We start from the raw sequence: 20307 nt of genomic DNA, 5'->3' as shown, positions 1-20307 counted from the left end.
CCCCATTATTTTAAATATGTGCCTGATGCAACTGTCAACATATGAAAAAACAAAGAAACCAAAGCGATTACAATCGTTATGATCCATGCGTTTCTTCTCTTAATGAGCGCCAATTTTTCGAGACTATAGCTGAATAGAATTAAACTGACAATGTAAAACAACTCAAACTCGGCCATGAATGTGTGAAGGATGGAGTTTTTATCATGTACCAGTAAGGATAAACTAGTGAATGTCGTTTCCTTGCTCTTAACCAATAATGCGATGATTGCATTAACACCAGATCCAATCACGATGCATATCCCTGCATTTATGACGGCTTGGCAAATCCCTTTTATATTTACCGGCCTTTCTTTTAAAACTAAAAATAATAGGCACACAATTAATATTTGAATGATGAATGTAACCAATAATCCAAGAGCTCCCATTACAATTGTGTTAATGGCAAAACTCGTTGCCCCGATCTCTGAAATGGACATGCCATTTAATACGTTCATCCCTTTTTGATCTGCAGAATATAACAAAAGCGTCGTTTCGACACCTGCTATTAAACTGAGTATCAATAACGAAATGATTAACTTGTGAACTCTTTCCTCTTTTTTAAAAAGATATTGTACTAATCTGTTATTGTTTTTTAAATCAGCATTCGCTTCCATTTTCAATTCCATTGGTATTCCCCCTCAATTATTTTCGTAGAATTTATCGGAAAGGTAACACTCCTTATTTCATCATTCACGAGTACAACCGTTGATTTATATTGGGTAAAATTTTTATAGAAAAGTGAGATGCTATCTTGATCCATATCAACCTTGGAAATTTCATAGATTTCAAGTGGAGAGGTCAATCCTGTTTTTAGTATCTTTGATAGACTTTCTTTTGCACTAAAGAAAACTTCTTTACTTAAAACACCATCGCTTTCCTTAATCATTTTTTTCTCGGATTCCGTTAAGTAGGTTTCTAAAAATTCAGAATCGGATTTCGTTTTAGTCTCAATATCGATTCCCATTGGATGCAATTGATCAAAAAGCAATATTCCGAATGTTTTATCCGTATGTGTGATGGATATACCTATGTTCATTAATAAGAACAAGCTTGTAATAATGACCGGCTGTCCAAAGACTCCTTTCAACAGGGATACATTCTTTATTTCATCCAAACCAATACCTAAAAACTCCATAATTGCTTTTTTTCCAAAGTACAAACTTTTCTTTGCTTCGATGGATCTTTTGGGACCATTTTGCAAATTTAGATAATTCCATTCTTTTTCGTTGAAAATATCATCAATATAGTCCAAATTGACTGAATCAGCTTCATAAAACTTGATATAAGATTTATAAATTTTTTTCTTATTCATAAAATATTCAATCAATTATAATTTCCCTCCCCTCTTTTTTCTAGAAATTCCGCATTTTTTCTCCATTTTTTTCCTCTAAAATTTCTTTTTTAAAACAATTATTTCATTTTCTGGGTTAAATATTACCTATTATCATTATCGATAACACTTTATCACAACAATTTTACCGAGTCCATTAAAAATTTGTAAATTATCTACATTACATAATAACTTTACCAATTTTTATTATTTTTCTACTTTAGTAGTATTTTCATAGGACTTATCGTGTGAAATTTAGAATGAAAAAAGCAACTTGAAATTTTCTAATTAAAAAAGCCATATTTTATTTTTCACTATAATTTGTGAAAAATAGAATATGGCTTTAATACTGTTCAATCATTTTGGTTGTTTAATGAAAATGTGCATGGCCTTTTTTAATATCTCATTCTCTTCTTGTAGATCTTTAATTATTTTATCCTTTTCCTCTTTCATACTGAGCCCTGAAAAACCATTACTGGAGTCCGCCGAGCCAACTTCATTTGTTTCTTTATAGATATTGATCCAATTTCTTAATGTAGGTATGGATATATTAAGTTCTTCGGCCAATTCTCTAGGCTTTCTGCCTTCTTCCAATACTAATCGAGCAGCATAAATTTTAAAATCTTTATCATGGTGCTTCCCCATAATAAGACACTCCTTTTTTAAATTTATTTAGTGCCGATTTTCTGTACTTCCTTTATCAAACGAAAATGTTTTTCTAATATAAAGACTTTCATAAATTTAATTTCAATCTATTAATCAAAATGGAATTGATCGCTATTGCGATCACTAAAATCATTAGCGCTCCAATCAGGGGTTGGACACTGAACCAAACCAAGCCAAAATGAATCGCTGTTACCAAGATCAATAATGGCAATCCATAAAGCAGGCTTATTAATACATTGGGGTTGGATTTAATTGCAGCAGATGGGTTCTCCCATTCAATACTAGGATTTTTCATATCATATAATGGTGTTAGAAGATTATAGCAAACCACTAAACAAGAAGTGATTAATAACATGACTGCATTTTCCATTTCCCAATAGCCAAATAGGGCAAATATCAAAAAGCTGATCACCACGGCTATAATACTGATTATTGATGAAAATATCACTTTAGAAAAATAAACATATTTTTCATCAAACGGGACGCTTTTCAGTAAATAATGGTATTTACCTTCTCTTGAATATGGGGTTCCGCTTATATTATTTATACAACACAAGAAAAGGACCGAATAGGAAAAGTATTTATCAAAGACTCCCTCTTTCGTTATATTCAAATAATTCGGGAATACTTCATTCTGAATCAGCAATAACATGACAAGTGAAAAGATCGGAGGCAAAAGAAGACCTAAAGCGATTTGCATCTTAAAATATGCTTCAGACTTAATGATCCATATCTCTCTTTGTAAATAGTTACTCCATTGATTTTTTGATATATTAACCTTTGAGTTTTTCATATTCGTTTTGTTGTTTCCCAATATCCCATTTTTAAAGTAATGAACAGAAATGTTCTCTATAATCATTGAATACAAAAGGAAACCTATTACCATTATCGAAATATAAATAATGAAAAATTGAACGGTTATTTCATTTGATACAAAAGCATCCAATATCCATTTGATCACTGGAATCATATTTGCGGTTTCAAATATATGTCTCATTAACAATTCCAACGAGTTTTTTATCCCTTCAAAAGAATTCAAATCTATTTCCGAGATGACCTTTGAAATGGCAACTGATGATTTTCCTGCAAAATATACAATGGAAATAATCATAAGCGTTAGGATGATAGCAATGTTAACCATTAAGTATGCTACTTTACTTTTGAATCTATAATAATGCCTATTCATGCACGATAGGATAAAAAGCAGGAACAAAGCCGTTAAACCATTGACAATTGGTAAAAACGTGATTAATTTAATCGCTTCGATAAACTTTAGATCGACTATCAAGAAGCCTAATGTTGGCACTTGGATCATCATTGATAAGATGATCGGGACCCATAAGCTACTTAACACTTTGGCCCTTGATATTTCCTTATAGGTGAGTGGTAGAGGTGCCAATACTTTAAATTCATCATAAGAAAATATTTGTGATGTGGACAAATAGCAAACCAACGCAAAGACGAGAATGCTGGAAATCGTTAAATTATAAAATAGGAAGACCTGGGTATCTCCAAGAAAATAAACAACGGCGTTAACGACAGTCAGCTGCAAAAACATATAAAAAACGGCTATTATCAGGACAGCCTGCAACATTGTCTGCTTGGGCATTTTATAGAAGGAAGAAACGAAAAATCTAGTTAACTGAAGTTTTTCCTTCATATACCTGAGCCTCCATAAAGGTAGATTCTAATGAACTTTCACCTATTATATTTTGTATCTCATCATGCAGGATGATTTTTCCCTCTTTTAAAATAGCCACTGTATTACAAATTTTCTCCGCCACATCCAGCAGATGCGTCGAGAAAAACACTGTACCGCCCATTTCAACATATTGTTTGATTAACCCCTTAAAAACTAAAACAGCGTTTGGATCTAATCCGTTCAATGGTTCATCCATAATGATGATCGGGGGATTAATGGTAAAAGCCGCTATCAGGGATACCTTATGCATCATTCCATAAGAATAACTTCCCATTGGCTTTTTAATGGACTCCTGCATCCCAAACCGATTGATATATTTCCCCAACCGTTCTTTGTCATCATTTCCATATAGGTTCATCAAGAAACGAATCCAATCAAATCCCGAAACATTGTTAAACACATTGATAGTATCAGGAATGAAGAAAAATTGTTTTTTATATTCAATGCCGTCTTCTTTGGTCAGGCCATTTATTTCAACCTTTCCATTTTCTGAATCTAAAATGCCTGTAATAATGTTCAGCGTCGTGGTTTTCCCTGCACCATTTGCTCCTATAAAACCTAAGGTTTCCCCTTTTTTGATTTCTAGATTTACACCATTCAAAATCTTCTTGGCCGAGTAGCTTTTCTCCAAATCTGTGATGCTTAACAAAGTTATCATCCTCCCATCTCTTCATGATTAACACATTTCCATCCCCAACTTATTCATTATTGAACTTCTTTTTAGAAATCCATAGGTTCGTTATCAATATCGTTACTGCCGTCCATGCAAGTGCAGCTAATGCGCCCCAAACCGCCTGTGAATTGACTGTGCCTAAAATCAGTACTTCCATGGCATGCTTACTCATGCTTGCCGGATTCACATTGTCTATTACCGGACTTAATCCAACTATGATTCTACAGCCGAGGAGAAATACTATCGAAATTAATGCAATGATACCCTGGCTATTAAAAATGGTACTGATCATCGTCGTGAATGAAACGATAAATAGGATCCATAGCAGATAGAACAGTAAAGCCACTATTAAATCCCCAAAATCAACACTCGTAAACAAAAAAACTACATACAGATATGAAACCAAATATCCCAATGCCACACTGCAGGCAACAAACAGGTAATTGGAAATGATTTTCCCGCTTATATAAGATCCAACCGTCACAGGCCTTGTAAGTATGAAAGCAAGCATCCCATTTGCTTTATCGGATTGAACGACTCCCATCATTGAAACGATGATGATCATGACCCCTAGCTGATCAAATTGAGACCCTAAAGTACTGGCAAGAACTTCGCCGCCTTTTTGGGCAGCCATGCTTGGATCAATGGTGATCCCTTGGCCCCCGCCCAGTGCCTCTAATATTGAAGGTAAATAATAGCTTACAACTGGTTGAGTTATTCCTAAAAATATAAATACAAGCGGCAGCCAAATCACTTTAAATTCACGTACCATCTGAACAAATTCCTTTTTAGCTAAAACGGCAAAATTATTCATTTTTCCACCACCAATTTTAAGAATATCTCTTCCAATGTATCGTTATCTATTTCGAACCTGACAAGATCAACATTATGCTCCAAAGCATTGGCCAGTAACATATTCTTGTTTGACTCAATATCTTCCACTTCTATCTTCAATTTATTTCCCATTACCTCTACACCTTTGACGAAGTTCAAGCTTTTAACGTTTTCAATCCATTTTTGACTTTTAGAGGTTATGTCGACATTGATTTTATTTCCGCTATTCCTATTCAATAATTCTGACATCGTTGTGTCCTCAATTTTTTTACCGCTTTTTATAATGACAAACCTCTCACATATTTCTTCTGCATCGCTTAATATATGCGTCGATAATAAAATTGTCGTATCTTTCTTTATCTCTTTTATGATATTCAACACTTCTCTCCGGCCGATGGGATCTAATGCCGAAACCGGTTCATCCATGACAATCAATGCCGGTTTATGTAACAGCGCCTGTGCAATACCAAGCCTTTGTTTCATTCCGCCCGAAAAAGTCCGTACCTTTGAATTCTCTTCCCCGCTCAACCCCACTTTCGACAATATCTCTGGGATGCCGTTTAATAATTCTTCCCTCTTGATACCCGAAAGCTGCCCCATGAAAGTAAGGGTTTCTTTGGCGGTCATCCATTGAAAGAAGTTAGGATATTGTGGTAAGTAGCCTATTTCCTTTTTCATTTTTGAAATTTTCTTACCGTCAAGCAATACTTCTCCCATACTTGGATCTATAATATCTGCAATCACTTTTATCAGTGTCGATTTACCAGCCCCATTTGGTCCAATCAATCCAACACATTCCCCTGATTGCAATTCCATTGAAAAATTATTGACCGCTGTTTTTTCTTTGAATTTTTTTGTAACATTTTTAATTTCTAATTTCATATTCTTTCACTGTCCTTTCTACCGATAACGAAGTACAGAATTGGACCGATAGTATTTGCAAAAATAATGATGAGTGTCCACAATAAAACATTTTTCCTCGTCTTTCGATTTCTGTATAAATCAATTAATGCTATAAGCACTAAAATCATTCCAATTGCAATTACCGGTAAAATGATCGGCAGAATAGACATGAAATCAATATCTTTCAATTCGTTCCATCCATAATGCAATTCCATATATACCACTCCTTTGGTAACGAAATATTATTATCATTATCGATAATGATAACATCTAATTTGGAATTTTGCACCTATTTTTTTCTTAATAAAATATTGTTTTAGTTTTTATTGTTATTTATAATGATAATATTATCATAATGAATAATAATAAAAATATAGCGATATTTATTAATTTTCATTGCATGTAGACATTTTTTAAAAAAATTAAAATAATTAAAAAATACTTATTATTTACTTCGAAAAAATATTTCGGTACTATTATTTTTCGAACCGTGTCATTTTTATTTAAATGACAATGATTCAAACATTACAATATATGACGAATTAAACTTATTATTCATGACCAACAGGAAAGTTCACTAAAAATTATCCAGTTATAATTTCCAATGTGAGGAGAATAAGATGATTAATAAAGCTGAAATTTTAATGCACCCAGTAAGAATAAAGATTACCCAAGCTTTAATGAGAAATAGGGAAAATGGTTTAACACCATTAGAAATGTTAAAAATCATTAAAGATGTACCCCAAGCAACATTATATAGACATATACAGGTTCTTTTGGATTCAGGGGTCATTCGCATAGTAAAAGAGAAAAAAGTGAGATCCGTTTCCGAAAAATACTACGTTTTAAATGAAGAAGAAGCACGACTTAGCGGGGAAGAATGGAAAAAATCCTCTAATGAAAAAAAGGTGAACTATTTTTCTTATTATCAATTATCCCTTATGACCCAATATCAAAACTATCTTACTAAATTGGAAGAAAGAGACTGCGCAGAAGATGGTTCAACCTTTTCCCTTTTAGAACTAAAGCTTGATGATGAAAGCTTCCTTAACTTCCAAAATGAATTGAACGATCTAATGTTAAAATACTACAAAGCAACGAATCAAAGTGCGAAACAAGACTCTCCTATTCGAACAATCGGCGTTACAATTATTCCAGAATCATAAAAAATGAAAAGGCTGTTCCAAAACCTTGGACTCAAAAACGAATATTATAGAAAAAACCGTTAGGAAACATATCTATATATTCACCAACCAGTCAGGTTGCAGTCCATGTTTTGAAACAGCCCTATAAATTCCATAATGGGCTTACCACCCGTTATGGGACATGACTAAAAGTGATGCACCCGCAATCAGCAGCTCCCCAATGTTTCCTTTATACTGCCGTATACTTCGTCCCACAGGTGTTTTTCTTCAGCAAAAGCCGCAGTTATCTTTTTAATAACTGCTTTTTGCTCTGCCTCGAAACGTTCATCATCCTTGGCAGGCAGGTCAGACCTTAACTCCATTACGAACTCTTGTACCTTTGGTGCACGAGGTCCCCAAACAGCTTTTTCTTCACCATCCTTATCAATGAATATAAAAATGGGAATCGAACGCGCTGTTCCATTCGTTAAATATTGATCCATCAGTTCAAGATTTTGATCTCGTAAAATCATGCGAGTTTCGATATTTGCCGCTTCAGATATATTCAGCAGTATAGGAATATTCATCATCGCGTCTCCGCACCAGTCTTCAGTAATGACAATAACTCGAAGTTCCTTCTTCTTTAATGCATCAAAAAAATCTTGGTCCTCTGCAGAAGTGGAAAAACCTTGCTGGATCGATTGTAAGTTTTCTTTATGAACTTTCATCGAAGATACAAATTCTTGAGCAGGAATCCCCTTTTCAAACCATTCATTCAGTGTCGTCATCGTATTTCTCCTAACTATTTTTTAAATTAAAAGTACCATAAACCACTTATTATTTCATTGTTTCCACACCGAAAAATAAAATGACAAATTGGTAAATTAAATCCATGTTTTCTTTCCCGTGTAAAGGGAAAACTATACATACATTCAATAGCTTACTAACTATTTTATATTGATAAAAACATTGTTTTCTAGTTTAGGAGATGAAATTTTGTGGAAGGCTTTCTCTTTGCGCTACTCCCTGCATTGACATGGGGCAGCTTAGTGCTTGTTTCCGAAAAACTCGGAGGCAACTCTTATAATCAAACACTTGGCATTACAATCGGTTCATTACTGTTCGCCATCATGATGTCTTTCATCAATCCGCCGGAATGGAGCAGTCTAGTGTGGATTGTCGGCATCATTTCCGGGATAGGCTGGGCATTCGGGCAGTTATTTCAATTCAATAGCGTCAAGGAAATCGGGGTATCGAAAACCGTTCCAATCTCAACAGGACTGCAAATTCTAGGAAATACATTTTTTGCGGTTATCATTTTCAGGGAATGGAATGACAAGATGACAATCATCATCGGCATTGTTGCAATCATCTGTTTGATTACAGGTGTCTTGCTGACAAGCTATGGCGATGGTGATAACAAAAAAGAAGGAAGCATGAAAAAAGGGGTTTTTTACCTTGCCATTTCTACGGTGGGTTATGTTACATATGTCATCGTCGTCAGATGGAATGAGGTTGACGGATGGTCGGCGATCCTGCCGCAAGCAATTGGCATGTTCCTGGCTGCCTTGCTCCTTTCCATCAAACATAAACCGTTTAATAAGTATGCCGGACGAAATATCCTTACCGGAATGATGTGGGCTGTCGGTAATATCGGTCTCCTGCTCGCTAATCCTAAAGTGGGCGTGGCCATCGCATTCTCATTTTCCCAAATGGGAATCGTCATTTCCACTTTAGGCGGCATCTTTCTTTTAGGAGAGAAAAAATCCAAAAAGCAAATGGCCTTTGTCATCATCGGATGTGTACTCGTAATTGCTGGCGGAATCATGATTGGCTTTACAAAAGAATAATCAAAGGAGAGCTGAATGATGTATGAAGATTTAGAGAAAAAAGTGGTCGTGATCACTGGCGCGGCAAAAGGATTAGGAAAAGCCATGGCCGAAAGGTTCGGTAAAGAAAAAGCACATGTAGTATTAAATTATCACACTGAAAATGGCGACCATAAAGAAATCATCAAAATGATTGAAGCTGCAGGCGGGAAAGCCGCAGCCATTCAAGGTGACGTTTCAAAGGAAGCGGATGTGAAGAAATTGCTTTCTTTCGCTGTGGACACCTTTGGTACAATCGACATCATGATCAACAATGCTGGTATTGAAAATGAAGTGCCCAGCGAAAAATTGACTCTTGAAGATTGGCAGAAAGTCATCGATGTAAATCTAACGGGGATGTTCCTGGCAAGCAGGGAAGCAATCAGTTATATGCTCGATCATGGCATTAAGGGCAATATCATTAACATGTCTTCCGTTCATGACCGGATACCTTGGCCTCATTTTGTCCACTATGCAGCAAGTAAGGGCGGAGTCAAGATGATGACAGAAACCCTTGCACTTGAATATGCTCCTAAAGGGATCCGCATTAATAATATTTCACCTGGTGCAATCGACACACCCATCAATGCCGAAAAATTCAATGACCCGAAAGCTAAACAAGAAGTAATCGACCTGATACCGATGGGATACATCGGAAAACCGGAACAAATTGCCGCTTGTGCCGCTTGGCTCGCTTCCGCTGAATCGAGCTATGTAACGGGCTTGACCTTATATGCTGATGGCGGAATGACCAAATATCCAGGTTTCCAAGCAGGAAGAGGCTGAACTTAACTTGTTAGTTTTAGTAGCGGTTGATATTTAGGAGAAAAGAATTTGAGGGACTAGGATTTCTCCTATGTCCCTCATTCCTTTGGACTCCCATTATATATAACTTTAATGATTCTAATGAAAATACGAGATATCCCTTATTCCAAATAATTTGATATTTCTTCATTAGCAAAGCGATTTTTTGGATTCTTTAATCCAAGGTGATCACGGAGAGTGTCTCCTTCATAGTCCAAACGGAACAAACCCCTCTCCTGTAAAATGGGAACAACCTTCTCGACGAAATCCTCTAAGTCGCCTGGTAACAATGGAAATTGAAGCATAAAGCCATCTGCAGCTTTTTCAGTAAACCATACCTCCATTTCATCAGCTACTTGAGTTGGTGTACCGACAAATCTATCTCGTCTGGCAGGACTGAAAAATCTCGCATATAATTCACCCACTTTTATGTCTTCTTCACCAATAATTTTCTTCATTTCATTAAAGTTACTTTGTATGCTATTTACTAATGGAAATTCAACATCCTTCGCTGGTGTATCTAAAGAATATTTTGAAAAATCCACGTTGCCCATATAACCAGAAACGAATTTCAAACTCTCATAAGGGTCGACGAGACTTTGGAGTTTATTGTATTTTTGAATGGCTATTTCCTCGGTTTCTCCGATAATAGGGGAAATGCCGTGAAGGATGTGAAGCTCTTCCACGCTTCTTCCAAAGGCCATTAAAGACGATTTTAATTCTTGATAATATCGTTTGGATTCTTCAATGTTATCCCAATGTGTGAAAACGACTTCGGCTGTTCGAGCGGCTAATCGCTGCCCTGGTATAGACGCACCCGCTTGAATGATAACCGGCTGCCCCTGCGCCGAACGTGCAATATTCAACGGACCTTTTACCGAAAAATAGTTGCCTTTATACCGAAGCTCATGCACTTTATCAGGATCAAAAAATTGTCCCGTTTCTTTGTTATGCACAAACGCATCATCTTCCCACGAATCCCATAATCCTTGGACAACGTCGATGAACTCCTCCGCTCGTTCATAACGATGATCGTGTGCCAAATGTTTATCACGACTGAAATTCAAGGCCGTCTCTCCGGTCGCATCAGCTGTAGTAACAACATTCCATCCCACCCGTCCGCCGCTTATATGGTCAACAGAAGCAAATTGGCGAGCGAGTACATATGGTTCACTATACGTTGTAGAAGCTGTCGCCCCAATGCCGATTTTTTCTGTCGCTGCAGCTAATGCTGTAATTAGTACAATAGGATCAAATCGATTAAGTATTTGAGGATGCGATTCATGATTAATGGCCAAACTATCTGCCACAAAGGCAAGGTCAAATTTCCCTTTTTCTGCAATTTTCGAGAGTCTTTGCAAAGCTTTCACATCAATACTTGCATTCGGATTTGATGTCGGATGCCGCCACGACGCAACATGCATACCTGTTCCAATCAGATAAGCAGCTAACTTCATCTGTCTGTCTTGAGCCATTCTAATCTCTCCTTCCTTATTTATTAGAATAAATCTCCTTATAACTGCTCAATTCTTTCAAGGTAATGAATGTTGGAATATAGTTTCCATTGTAAGTTTCTTCAATAAATTTAGCCGTTTTCTCTGATTGATAGAGATCAACTAATTTTCTGTAAATTTCATTGTCTTGATCTTCACTCCTAGCCGCTATGATATTAATATAAGGCTTTGCAGTACTACTTTCATAAATAAGAGCATCTTTTAAATTTAGTCCCGCTTCTACCGCAACTCCATTATTAATCACCGAACCAGCTGTATCTTCCATCACACGCGGGGCACTGGCACCATCGACAGGAACAATTTTGATTTTCTTCGGATTTTCCTTTATTTTGTCCTGTCCACCATTCCCGTCAAAGTCATCCACAACCTTTAAGAGTTTTGCTTCTTGTAATAGCAATAAAGCTCTTCCCCAGTTAGCTTGGTCATTGGGCACAGCAATTTGTGCACCATTTGGGATCTCTTCCACCGATTTATATTTGCTTGAATACAAACCGAGAGGAGCAATAATCGTAGTCCCAATTGGAACGATGTCTGTATTATTGTTCGCATTAAATGAATCTAAATAGGCAACATGTTGAAAGGCGTTGATATCAATATCCCCTTCTGCCAGCGCTTCGTTCGGATCATATGCCGAAGAGAAATTAACAAGTTCAATTTCCACCCCTTCTTTTTCAGCCTGTTCCTTTAAAAATTCCCATGTTCGAAGTTCAGAATTTCTAATACCTACCTTCACTTTCTGTTTCCCTCCTGCATTCGTTGAATCACTTGAGCAACCTGCCAATAACACCCCCAAGATAAGCAGTATAGGTAAAATACATTTTTTCATCATTCATTCCACTCTCCCTTTGTACACTACCGCCACTACACTCTTCTAATTTTCCGTTCGAATATATTTCCTAAACTTTGTACTCCCTGAACAACAATTACTAGAATTACAACGGTGACGAATATCGTAATAGTGCTAAAGCGTTGATAGCCATATGTTATCGCTACATCTCCAAGTCCACCGCCACCTATAGCTCCTGCCATGGCTGTAGCGCCCACTAACCCAATTGTTGCAGTTGTTATACTTAGAATTAATGACGCAAAAGCCTCAGGCATTAAAAACCTGAAAATAATTTGTAACGGCGTTGCTCCCATGGCTTTCGCGGCTTCAATAATGCCTTCATCCACTTCCAATAGCGAATTCTCCACAAGTCTTGAGATATATGGGCCAATATGAAGCACGAGTGGCACAATTGCTGCTGTTGTACCAATCGACGTACCAACCATTAGTCTTGTAAATGGAATAATCGCCACAAGCAAGATAATAAACGGAATCGATCGGAAAATATTTACAATCGGATTCACGATAGAAAAAATAAATCTATTTTCATAAATATGACCTTTTCTTGTTACAACCAATAAAATGCCTAAGAATATTCCAATGATGCTTCCAAAAAAAAGTGAAATACTAACCATGTACAGAGTTTCCCACAAGGCGTTTAAAATGAGCTCTTTGCTTACTTCCATCCTTCGTAACCTCCTTCACTTTGACATTTTGATTCTTTATAAACTGTAATGCCCGATCAATTTCATCTTCATTTCCTATTATTTCAACAATTAAATTACCAAATGGGATGCCTTGTAACTCAGTAATATTGCCGAACAGAACGTTTATTTCCACACTAAACCTCTTCGCTGTTTTTGAAACGATAGGCTGCCCAGAGCTCAATCCCAAAAAATCAATTTTAAAAATTCGACTGAAATAGGCATCCTCATTGAGCAATCCATATACACTTGATGGCACTTCATCGCGAACAACCGATCGAATGAAGTTACGTGTTGTTTCTGTTCGTGGACGGGCAAAAATATCGATCACATTTCCTGATTCAATCACGCTCCCATCCTCCATCACTGCAACCCGATTACAAACTTCTTTAATCACTTCCATTTCGTGCGTGATAATTAGAATTGTAATTTTATATTCTTCATTAATCCGTTTCAACAGATTCAGGATTGATTTTGTTGTTTGTGGATCCAATGCCGATGTTGCTTCATCGCATAATAAAATCGAAGGGTTTGTAGCCAAAGCACGGGCAATCCCGACACGCTGCTTTTGTCCACCTGAAAGTTGATTTGGATAGTTCATTGCTTTGTCTTCTAGACCAACAAAGCGGAGAATCTCATTAACTCGTTCTTCAATCTCTTTTTTCTTTTTTTTACTTAACAATAATGGCATCGCCACATTATCAAAGACTGTTTTGGAATTAAGTAAATTAAAATGCTGAAATATCATGCCAATATTTTTCTTAGCTTCACGCAAATCTTTTTCAGACATCTTGGCAAGGTCTTTTCCTTCTACAATCACTTCACCTGAAGTAGGATATTCAAGTAGATTCACAGTTCGGATGAGTGTACTTTTTCCGGCTCCACTAAAACCGATAACCCCGAATATATCCCCTTTTTCAACGGTTATATTAATCTCCTTTAACGCTTCAATTTTCTTCTCCCCGCCATCAAAAACTTTTGAAACCCGACGAAATTCTATCAAAGTGGCCACCTCCTCTTATTAACTAGCTTGGTATAGACACCCCTTAAAACGCGGGCACGACGGCTCCTTCATATTGATCAAAAATAAATTCTTTGACCTTTTCCGTCGTTAATGCATTCGCAAGCTTTTGGATCGCTTTATCGTCCTTATTGTCTGGACGAGCAACTAAAATGTTTACATAAGGTGAGTCCTTCCCTTCAATTATCAGTGCATCATCGAGAGGTTTTAACCGTCCTTCCAGAGCATAGTTTGTGTTAATGGCCGATGCTTCCACATCATCTAGCGAGTGAACTAAAAGAGGGGAATCGACTGGAATGAATTCTATTTTTTTATCATTTTTTGTAATGTCCTCAATCGTATAATCCCCTGACTTGGAAGCATCCAACTCAATGATATTATTTGCCGCAAAAAGCTGTAACGATCGCGAAAAGTTTACTGGATCTTTCGGTACGGCTACTTTCGCTCCGTCTGACAATTCACCTATAGACTTAATTTTTTTGGAATAGACACCAAATGGTTCAATATGTACACCCTTCACATTAACCAAATTCAAACCACTATCTTTATTTACTTGCTCTAAGTAAGGGGTATGTTGGAAGAAGTTTGCATCCAATTCTTTGTCTGCTGTTTGTTGATTCGTTTGAATACCATCCGTAGAAATCACTACATCCAGTTTCACGCCTTGTTTTTCTAAATCCGGTGCGATAAACTCTAAAATTTCTGCATGTGGTATTGAGGCTGCACCAATTTTCAAAGTCACTTCCTCATCCTTGTCTCCTTTACTCCCCGATGATGTTTGCTCATTACTTCCACAAGCTCCTAATACCAGCAATACTACTGTTAAAACAGTAACGGACAGCCATTTAATTTTCTTCAATGTTTCTCGCTCCTTTTTTATCCTTTTATATTGGAATAACAAACATTTATCAGCTTCTTCATGCCCTCTGGATCTTTTCTTTTCCTCTATATGTTAGTCTCTTCCCCTAAGAGAAGCGGACTCAACAACTGAAAGGATTGGATCCGTTCTGCTTCTCTTCGAAGCGGTGTATGCAAAATAAATTCATCCACTTGAAAAACTTTCTGAAGTTCCTTTAAAATCCCGTTAACATATCCTGGAGTTCCAGCAATAACACTTGCGGTCTGCTCTTCTATTTCGTAAGCTTCACCAGCCTGCTTCTCAAATGACTCAGCCTGCTCACGTGATTGAACTGTCAGCGTCCGGCCACTTTGTAGATGAACTTTAAATAGTTTGTGTTCGCTTGCCAGCTCCTCTGCTTTTTGTTGGGTAGGAGCTGCCACAACCGCTACTGATACGATAAAGCGCCCTTCTGGGTACTTGCTTCGGTAAGCAGAAGACGCTTCATACAGCTTGGTATCATCACTATTAATAAATCTGGCGAATACAAAATCCATTCCGAGGTTAGCGGCTAGTTGAGCGCTGTCTGAACTTGCACCAAGCAGAAAGGTTTCTGGCTTTTCAGGCGGTATCGGTGTTGCTTGAATACCAGAGAGCAAGTGAACATCATCGATTGAATTTTCAATTATCTTTTGCAATAAGGATGCACGTTCCCCAAAATCTTTTCCATCATTCACAGTTCCAAATTGTAACGCCTTTGTTGATAAAGGAAATCCACCTGGTGCTTTACCAATGCCAAGATCTACCCTGCCCGGGGCAAGAGTGGATAAAACATGAAAATTTTCAGCGACTTTATAAGGGCTGTAGTGTTGAAGCATGACACCTCCCGAACCTACACGAATGGATGTGGTTTTCGATAATAAATAAGAAATTAATACTTCCGGTGAAGATCCAGCAACTTGTTCCATATGATGATGTTCCGATACCCAAAAACGGGTATATCCCCATTCTTCAGCTTTTTGAGCTAGGTTTACGGTTTGCTTAAGTGCATCAACTGCTGAACTCCCAGGAAAAATGGGGCTTTGATCTAATATTCCAAGCTTAAAACTCATATGACTTTCTCTCCAATCATTAATACCGAGTTAACAAATCGAATTAGTTGTTTTAATGTAATTGAAATTCATCCTAACATTGTAAACAAGCACTTGACAACACCTTATTTGATAGAAAAATTTATTTAATTGATAAAAAAATTCTATCAATTACTTATGAATTTGGAATGCCTTTGCCTAATAATTAACCACGCTCTCGCCTATCATGGTTTGAGATTTATCTTCATACCGCTATCAGAATAAGATTAATCAATGAGAGGAAGAGAAATGGAGAGAGGAGTCTATGAAAAGCTGGAATAAAAAAATGAAGAGTGGCTATGTGTGGAAGCTAAAATGGGGGGAATGTTCGCATCATGAATATGCTTGAAATCAAATTTGACCGAAACCTTAGGAATTACAACAACAAAGGTGCTAGGCACGAAAATGTGTCTGGCACCTTTGTCATGTATGTTCACCACTTACCATGGTTATATAATAAATCCTTGGCACTTTCATATAAAAAATGAGCGGCCTTAATAATGGCTTTTTCATCAACAGTAAAAGCTGGATGATGCCAGTCTTCGTTTCCGTTTGTACCAAAAAAGGCAAAGGTACCGGGGATATGTTGAAGGTAATAAGCGAAATCTTCACCACCCATTGAAGGTTCTGGATTGATTACATGCAATGATTGCTGCCGAGCAGACCTGCGTGCCATCTCTGTGACTGCCGGATGATTAAGAAGCGCGGGCGGTCCAGGAAACCAACCAATCTCAGCTTCCTGTGAAAAAGCAGCAGCAATATGATTCACAATCGAATAAAACTTTTCTTTTACTTCTTCGCGGATCCCAGAACTAAAGGTTCGAATCGTTCCTTCCAATATGACGTCACCCGGAATTACATTCCACGTGTTTCCACCTGTTATTCTCGTAACACTCACCACGGCACTTTCTAATGGGGATACATTCCGGCTGACGATAGTTTGAAGAGCGGTAATAAGCTGAGCCGCTGCCGCTATTGGATCTTTTCCGTGTTGAGGGATGGCCGCGTGGCTCCCCTTCCCTTGAAGAACAACATGAAAACGGTCTACTGCCGCCATTAACGGACCATCTTTTATCCCAATGGTACCGACAGGCAAATTGGGTTTATTGTGCAGCCCAATCACAGCCGCTACATCGTCAATTTGACCATCTTTTATCACATGTACCGCTCCGCCACCTAATTCTTCTGCGGGTTGAAAAAGCAATCGCACTGTCCCGCACAACTCTGATTGATATTCTTTCAAAAGGTAGGCAGCACCTATAACAGCTGCCGTATGAAAATCATGGCCGCAAGCATGCATCACCCCTTTTACTTTCGAAGCAAATGGAAGCCCGGTTCGTTCCTCAATTGGAAGAGCATCAATATCCGCCCTTATGGCTACTGTCGGTCCGGGTCTGCCACCCTTTATATCTGCAAAAACACCTGTTTTCAATCCTGTATGACGGATTTCAATGCCCTCTTCCTCGAGCCAATTTTGAATTGATTTTGTCGTTTCAAATTCTTCATTTGATAACTCAGGATATTGATGTAAATGGCGCCGTATCGATATTAAGCGCTTTTCCAGCTCTCGACTCATACAGTCGCCTCCTTCTATAAATCCAAGCGATAGCATTTTACTAAAATATCATGATTTTGAAATTCCTTCGTTCGATCCCGTTTAAAGCCAAACCATTCATATAGTTTAATGGCCTTATGCATCTTATCAGTAGAATGTAGATACAAATTAGACGCACCTTGCGATTTTGCATAATTTACACTAGCCTTTAATAATTCCTGAGCGATACCGCGTCCCCTTGATTCGGGATGAACGGCCAACAACCGAATGATTGGTGAAAAAATCCCAAGTTCCGGCTTTTCATAGGCTTTTTCAGATGACTGAAAAAGCTGTAATGTGCCAAGGATATCCTGATTGCACTTTGCAACCAACACCTTATCAACATGTGGATTATCCACCGAGGATTCAATATTTTTTAAATATCCTTTCCAAGCTTCCGGGTTCGAATATTCATGTTCATATTGTTGATAACTCTCTACCAATAAGCGGCGCACCGTCTCTTTATCCGCTTCAATCAATTCATCGACTACGATTGTATTAATCATACGTCCTCCTTTTGCCCCTTCCTTTAATTGGCCCTTTCTTCTAAAAACGATACGGAAAAATCTCTTGATATCCGATTTAAAAATTTTCGTGTTCGATCTTCCTTTGGAGCATTGAAAATCTCCAATGGTGAACCTTCTTCTACAATCACCCCGCCATCCATGAAAAGAACACGATCCGATATCTCTTTAGCAAAACTCATTTCATGGGTTACAATCACCATCGTGATGCCTTCCTGTGCAATTGCTTTTATGACAGAAAGCACCTCCCCAACCAACTCAGGGTCGAGTGCCGACGTTGGCTCGTCAAATAGAATGACCTCCGGATTTAAAGCAAGTGCCCTGGCAATTCCAACACGTTGCTGTTGACCTCCTGACAATTGCGAAGGAAAATGGTTACGCTTATCTCCCAAACCTACTTTTTCCAATAACAGCTCGCTTTCCCGTTTCGCTTCAGCTTTCTTATATTTTTTTGTAACAATTAACCCTTCCATTACATTTTCCAAAACAGTTTTATGAGCAAATAAGTTATAATGCTGAAAAACCATCGCCGATTGTCTTCTAAGGGACAAGATTTCCCTTTTGGTCGCCTTCTTGGGCTTCACCTGTATATCTCCCACTTGAACGATACCCTCTTCTGGTTTCTCCAGAAAATTCAAGCACCTAAGCAGGGTCGTTTTCCCAGATCCACTTGGTCCTAGAATGGTAACTACTTCTCCCTTGTCTATTTTCAAATTAATCCCTTTTAAAACAGGCTGCTGGTTAAATGATTTTTTTATATCTTTTAAATAAATCATTGTACTCCTCCTCGATTATAGGCAGTGACCTTTTTCTCAATTAAAAACGAAAGCCCCTCTGCAATGATTGTGAGACCCCAATAAATCAAACCAGCAGCGATAAAAGACTCCAAAAATTTCAAATTGGTGGATGCAACAATATTGGCTGCTCCTGTCATTTCTTTTTGCGATACAATGAAAGCAATGGATGACGTATGAAGAAATCCAATGAAGATATTCGTGAAATTCGGGATGGACTGTGCAATGGCCTGTGGCAAAACAATTCGCGTCATGGCTTGAAACGAATTCATCCCCACGGAATAGGCTGCCTCCATTTGGCCATTGGAGACACTGATAATTCCCGATCTGAATATTTCCGACAAATAGGCACCCGAACTCAACGATAAGGCGGTTAAGACAAATAAAATGATCGGAATGGAATTAGATTGAATACCCAAATCAAACTTTTTAGAAATTTTATCGATTAATAATGGAAAACCGAAATAGATGAGCATTATGTGCATGATAATCGGTGTTCCTCTAAAGAAGGAAACATAGCCATTTGCAATTCCACTTAGAAATTTCACTTTATAAATCCTAATCAAGGCAACAGCGAGACCGATAATAAAACCTGCAAGAAGAGGAAGAATCGTTAAGATAAGTGTGATCGGAAGTGCTCTAATAATCTCCTTAAAAGCAGTCCAAATGAATAATATATCAATCGTCAAGTCCTTCCCTCCTCCCTTTGTTATCCAGTAACAGACACATCAACAGATTGATGCCGATTAATGCGGTTTTCATAAAGTCTGAATATCTTCTCGAACAATAGCACGACTGCATAATAGATAACGGCCAATGAGAGATAGACTTCGAGAGCATGTGCAGTTGCGGCAATCAATGTCTCTCCCCTCCCCATCATATCCATTACGCCAATGGTAAAGGCAAGTGAGGTATCCTTTAAGGATCCGATAATAGAGTTTGCGATATTCGGAAAAGCAATCCGTATGGCCTGAGGAAGCACAATTCTAAAAAAGCTTTGACTATTATTCATGCCAACAGAATATGCTGCTTCCGTTTGCCCGTAATCGACAGCCTTAATTGCTCCCCGGAATATTTCTGCGAAATGCGCCCCATTACTTAATGCATACGTAATAATGACAAAATACAGAGCATCCATTCTTGAAATATCAATATTAATGAATATCAGGATTGCAGGCAGCCCATAAAAAACTAGAAATAATTGTATTAAAATAGGCGTTCCCCGAATGAATGAAATATATAATATGACAAATTGATTCAAGACAGGGATACGAAATATTCTCAGGATGGCTGCCGCTATCCCGATGACCATTCCTAATAAAACGGATGCTGCCAGAATTTGCAATGTTACTCCAAGATAATATATTAATGTCGGAATGAAATCGACGATTAATGAAGGATCAAATGCTTTCCCCATGC

23 protein-coding genes are annotated in these 20307 nt (G+C 37.7%); 3 read left to right on the top strand and 20 right to left on the bottom strand.

The genetic code is table 11. The features are described from left to right. Window positions 1-5: 5 nt before the first annotated feature. From MKX49_RS01125 to MKX49_RS01090, 8 genes are all read right to left on the bottom strand, one after another. Window positions 6-665 carry a hypothetical protein gene (locus MKX49_RS01125; protein WP_340874324.1) on the bottom strand — a complete coding sequence of 220 codons (660 nt, stop codon included), beginning with the start codon at window positions 663-665 and terminating at the stop codon, window positions 6-8. Next, a complete protein-coding gene (locus tag MKX49_RS01120) occupies window positions 656-1366 on the bottom strand; it encodes a 4'-phosphopantetheinyl transferase family protein (RefSeq protein ID WP_340874322.1) in 711 nt (236 codons plus the stop codon). The genes MKX49_RS01125 and MKX49_RS01120 overlap by 10 nt, the downstream gene beginning before the upstream one ends. 360 nt (window positions 1367-1726) lie before the next feature. After that, window positions 1727-2014 (bottom strand): transposase, encoded by a 288-nt coding sequence (locus MKX49_RS01115; protein ID WP_034305533.1) that lies wholly within the window; start codon window positions 2012-2014, stop codon window positions 1727-1729. 88 nt (window positions 2015-2102) lie between these two features. Beyond that, a complete protein-coding gene (locus MKX49_RS01110) occupies window positions 2103-3695 on the bottom strand; it encodes a hypothetical protein (RefSeq protein WP_340874320.1) in 1593 nt (530 codons plus the stop codon). Continuing rightward, complete coding sequence (locus MKX49_RS01105) at window positions 3670-4386, bottom strand: ABC transporter ATP-binding protein (protein WP_034305539.1); 717 nt, start codon at window positions 4384-4386, stop codon at window positions 3670-3672. Before MKX49_RS01105 ends, MKX49_RS01110 begins: the two co-directional genes overlap by 26 nt. Before the next feature lie 49 nt (window positions 4387-4435). Continuing rightward, window positions 4436-5224, bottom strand: coding sequence for an ABC transporter permease (locus tag MKX49_RS01100; protein ID WP_340874319.1), 789 nt, complete (start codon window positions 5222-5224; stop codon window positions 4436-4438). After that, entirely contained in the window at window positions 5221-6126 is a 906-nt protein-coding gene (locus tag MKX49_RS01095; RefSeq protein ID WP_048679037.1) for an ABC transporter ATP-binding protein, read from the bottom strand. The genes MKX49_RS01100 and MKX49_RS01095 overlap by 4 nt, the downstream gene beginning before the upstream one ends. After that, window positions 6123-6362: a PLD nuclease N-terminal domain-containing protein gene (locus tag MKX49_RS01090; RefSeq protein ID WP_034305547.1), complete on the bottom strand. Its 240-nt coding sequence runs from the start codon at window positions 6360-6362 to the stop codon at window positions 6123-6125. The genes MKX49_RS01095 and MKX49_RS01090 overlap by 4 nt, the downstream gene beginning before the upstream one ends. Before the next feature lie 405 nt (window positions 6363-6767). Between MKX49_RS01090 and MKX49_RS01085 the strand changes: the two genes are divergently transcribed. Further along, complete coding sequence (locus MKX49_RS01085; RefSeq protein ID WP_034305549.1) at window positions 6768-7313, top strand: helix-turn-helix domain-containing protein; 546 nt, start codon at window positions 6768-6770, stop codon at window positions 7311-7313. A gap of 185 nt (window positions 7314-7498) precedes the next feature. Here MKX49_RS01085 and MKX49_RS01080 read toward each other — a convergent pair whose 3' ends face one another. Beyond that, window positions 7499-8059 (bottom strand): thioredoxin family protein, encoded by a 561-nt coding sequence (locus MKX49_RS01080; protein WP_318292250.1) that lies wholly within the window; start codon window positions 8057-8059, stop codon window positions 7499-7501. A gap of 210 nt (window positions 8060-8269) precedes the next feature. On the opposite strand from MKX49_RS01080, the gene MKX49_RS01075 reads away from it, so the two are divergent. Together MKX49_RS01075 and MKX49_RS01070 are read left to right on the top strand one after the other, a co-directional pair. After that, a complete protein-coding gene (locus MKX49_RS01075) occupies window positions 8270-9121 on the top strand; it encodes a GRP family sugar transporter (RefSeq protein WP_063592162.1) in 852 nt (283 codons plus the stop codon). An 18-nt stretch (window positions 9122-9139) separates the two neighbouring features. After that, window positions 9140-9925: a glucose-1-dehydrogenase gene (locus MKX49_RS01070; protein ID WP_336863822.1), complete on the top strand. Its 786-nt coding sequence runs from the start codon at window positions 9140-9142 to the stop codon at window positions 9923-9925. Window positions 9926-10065: 140 nt separating this feature from the next. On the opposite strand, the gene MKX49_RS01065 is transcribed toward MKX49_RS01070, so the two are convergent. The 11 genes from MKX49_RS01065 to MKX49_RS01015 all read right to left on the bottom strand — a co-directional run bounded on the left by MKX49_RS01065 (window position 10066) and on the right by MKX49_RS01015 (window position 20305). Next, window positions 10066-11418, bottom strand: coding sequence for an LLM class flavin-dependent oxidoreductase (locus MKX49_RS01065; RefSeq protein ID WP_251541435.1), 1353 nt, complete (start codon window positions 11416-11418; stop codon window positions 10066-10068). A gap of 16 nt (window positions 11419-11434) precedes the next feature. After that, on the bottom strand, window positions 11435-12283 hold the full coding sequence (locus MKX49_RS01060; RefSeq protein WP_252270290.1) for a MetQ/NlpA family ABC transporter substrate-binding protein: 849 nt from the start codon (window positions 12281-12283) through the stop codon (window positions 11435-11437). Window positions 12284-12318: 35 nt separating this feature from the next. Beyond that, window positions 12319-12969 (bottom strand): methionine ABC transporter permease, encoded by a 651-nt coding sequence (locus MKX49_RS01055; protein WP_063595201.1) that lies wholly within the window; start codon window positions 12967-12969, stop codon window positions 12319-12321. Beyond that, a complete protein-coding gene (locus MKX49_RS01050) occupies window positions 12911-13990 on the bottom strand; it encodes a methionine ABC transporter ATP-binding protein (protein ID WP_336863820.1) in 1080 nt (359 codons plus the stop codon). The genes MKX49_RS01055 and MKX49_RS01050 overlap by 59 nt, the downstream gene beginning before the upstream one ends. A gap of 43 nt (window positions 13991-14033) precedes the next feature. After that, a complete protein-coding gene (locus MKX49_RS01045; protein WP_063595203.1) occupies window positions 14034-14867 on the bottom strand; it encodes a MetQ/NlpA family ABC transporter substrate-binding protein in 834 nt (277 codons plus the stop codon). Window positions 14868-14953: 86 nt separating this feature from the next. Continuing rightward, window positions 14954-15958 (bottom strand): LLM class flavin-dependent oxidoreductase, encoded by a 1005-nt coding sequence (locus tag MKX49_RS01040; RefSeq protein ID WP_063595204.1) that lies wholly within the window; start codon window positions 15956-15958, stop codon window positions 14954-14956. A 451-nt stretch (window positions 15959-16409) separates the two neighbouring features. After that, window positions 16410-17552, bottom strand: coding sequence for an amidohydrolase (locus tag MKX49_RS01035; protein WP_340874308.1), 1143 nt, complete (start codon window positions 17550-17552; stop codon window positions 16410-16412). A 14-nt stretch (window positions 17553-17566) separates the two neighbouring features. Further along, window positions 17567-18076 (bottom strand): GNAT family N-acetyltransferase, encoded by a 510-nt coding sequence (locus MKX49_RS01030; RefSeq protein ID WP_340874305.1) that lies wholly within the window; start codon window positions 18074-18076, stop codon window positions 17567-17569. Window positions 18077-18099: 23 nt separating this feature from the next. Beyond that, on the bottom strand, window positions 18100-18870 hold the full coding sequence (locus tag MKX49_RS01025; protein WP_340874303.1) for an amino acid ABC transporter ATP-binding protein: 771 nt from the start codon (window positions 18868-18870) through the stop codon (window positions 18100-18102). Then, window positions 18867-19577, bottom strand: coding sequence for an amino acid ABC transporter permease (locus MKX49_RS01020; RefSeq protein ID WP_340874301.1), 711 nt, complete (start codon window positions 19575-19577; stop codon window positions 18867-18869). Before MKX49_RS01020 ends, MKX49_RS01025 begins: the two co-directional genes overlap by 4 nt. Before the next feature lie 20 nt (window positions 19578-19597). After that, window positions 19598-20305, bottom strand: coding sequence for an amino acid ABC transporter permease (locus MKX49_RS01015; protein WP_340874300.1), 708 nt, complete (start codon window positions 20303-20305; stop codon window positions 19598-19600). Window positions 20306-20307: the final 2 nt, after the last annotated feature.

The organism is Peribacillus sp. FSL M8-0224 (genome assembly GCF_038003055.1).
In the GTDB taxonomy this organism is placed as follows: Bacteria; Bacillota; Bacilli; order Bacillales; family DSM-1321; genus Peribacillus; species Peribacillus frigoritolerans.
Note: the sequence above shows the minus strand (reverse complement) of the source record. Positions and strands in the feature narration are given on the sequence as shown.

Excerpts from the sequence above, each read along its gene's own strand:
- MKX49_RS01025 (WP_340874303.1), bottom strand. The coding sequence starts at position 18,870 with ATGATTTATTTAAAAGATATAAAAAAATCATTTAACCAGCAGCCTGTT.
- MKX49_RS01095 (WP_048679037.1), bottom strand. The coding sequence starts at position 6,126 with ATGAAATTAGAAATTAAAAATGTTACAAAAAAATTCAAAGAAAAAACA.
- MKX49_RS01035 (WP_340874308.1), bottom strand. The coding sequence starts at position 17,552 with ATGAGTCGAGAGCTGGAAAAGCGCTTAATATCGATACGGCGCCATTTA.
- MKX49_RS01065 (WP_251541435.1), bottom strand. The coding sequence starts at position 11,418 with ATGGCTCAAGACAGACAGATGAAGTTAGCTGCTTATCTGATTGGAACA.
- MKX49_RS01110 (WP_340874320.1), bottom strand. The coding sequence starts at position 3,695 with ATGAAGGAAAAACTTCAGTTAACTAGATTTTTCGTTTCTTCCTTCTAT.
- MKX49_RS01030 (WP_340874305.1), bottom strand. The coding sequence starts at position 18,076 with ATGATTAATACAATCGTAGTCGATGAATTGATTGAAGCGGATAAAGAG.
- MKX49_RS01060 (WP_252270290.1), bottom strand. The coding sequence starts at position 12,283 with ATGAAAAAATGTATTTTACCTATACTGCTTATCTTGGGGGTGTTATTG.
- MKX49_RS01015 (WP_340874300.1), bottom strand. The coding sequence starts at position 20,305 with ATGGGGAAAGCATTTGATCCTTCATTAATCGTCGATTTCATTCCGACA.
- MKX49_RS01070 (WP_336863822.1), top strand. The coding sequence starts at position 9,140 with ATGTATGAAGATTTAGAGAAAAAAGTGGTCGTGATCACTGGCGCGGCA.
- MKX49_RS01085 (WP_034305549.1), top strand. The coding sequence starts at position 6,768 with ATGATTAATAAAGCTGAAATTTTAATGCACCCAGTAAGAATAAAGATT.
- MKX49_RS01125 (WP_340874324.1), bottom strand. The coding sequence starts at position 665 with ATGGAATTGAAAATGGAAGCGAATGCTGATTTAAAAAACAATAACAGA.
- MKX49_RS01055 (WP_063595201.1), bottom strand. The coding sequence starts at position 12,969 with ATGGAAGTAAGCAAAGAGCTCATTTTAAACGCCTTGTGGGAAACTCTG.
- MKX49_RS01100 (WP_340874319.1), bottom strand. The coding sequence starts at position 5,224 with ATGAATAATTTTGCCGTTTTAGCTAAAAAGGAATTTGTTCAGATGGTA.
- MKX49_RS01090 (WP_034305547.1), bottom strand. The coding sequence starts at position 6,362 with ATGGAATTGCATTATGGATGGAACGAATTGAAAGATATTGATTTCATG.
- MKX49_RS01115 (WP_034305533.1), bottom strand. The coding sequence starts at position 2,014 with ATGGGGAAGCACCATGATAAAGATTTTAAAATTTATGCTGCTCGATTA.
- MKX49_RS01080 (WP_318292250.1), bottom strand. The coding sequence starts at position 8,059 with ATGACGACACTGAATGAATGGTTTGAAAAGGGGATTCCTGCTCAAGAA.
- MKX49_RS01040 (WP_063595204.1), bottom strand. The coding sequence starts at position 15,958 with ATGAGTTTTAAGCTTGGAATATTAGATCAAAGCCCCATTTTTCCTGGG.